The 248-nt window shown below is 63.7% G+C and carries 1 pseudogene; it reads left to right on the forward strand.

Annotated features, from left to right (window positions below):
• Nucleotides 1-248 (forward strand): annotated as a pseudogene (locus ACG04R_RS28630) (IS21 family transposase); the annotation flags it as partial.

The following is a 248-nucleotide window of genomic DNA, read 5'->3' on the forward strand; positions in this document are numbered from 1 at the left end:
ATGGGCGGTCACGATGCCGAAACGGCCGGTCACGATGAGCCGAAATCAGCGGTCGGTCACGATGACCGAAATGACCGGTCACGATGCCGAAATCGGCGGTCACGTTGGGCCGAAATACGCAACTACCTCTTCGACCCCGACTTCTGCAACGTCGCCTCGGGCTGGGAGAAGGGCGTCGTCGAGAAGAACGTGCAGGACAGCCGGCGTCGCATCTGGCTGGCGGCGCGCGAGCAGCGCTTCGGGTCCTT

The sequence above is a fragment of the Pelomonas candidula genome (assembly GCF_043555985.1).
GTDB classification, from domain to species: domain Bacteria; phylum Pseudomonadota; class Gammaproteobacteria; order Burkholderiales; family Burkholderiaceae_C; genus Pelomonas; species Pelomonas candidula.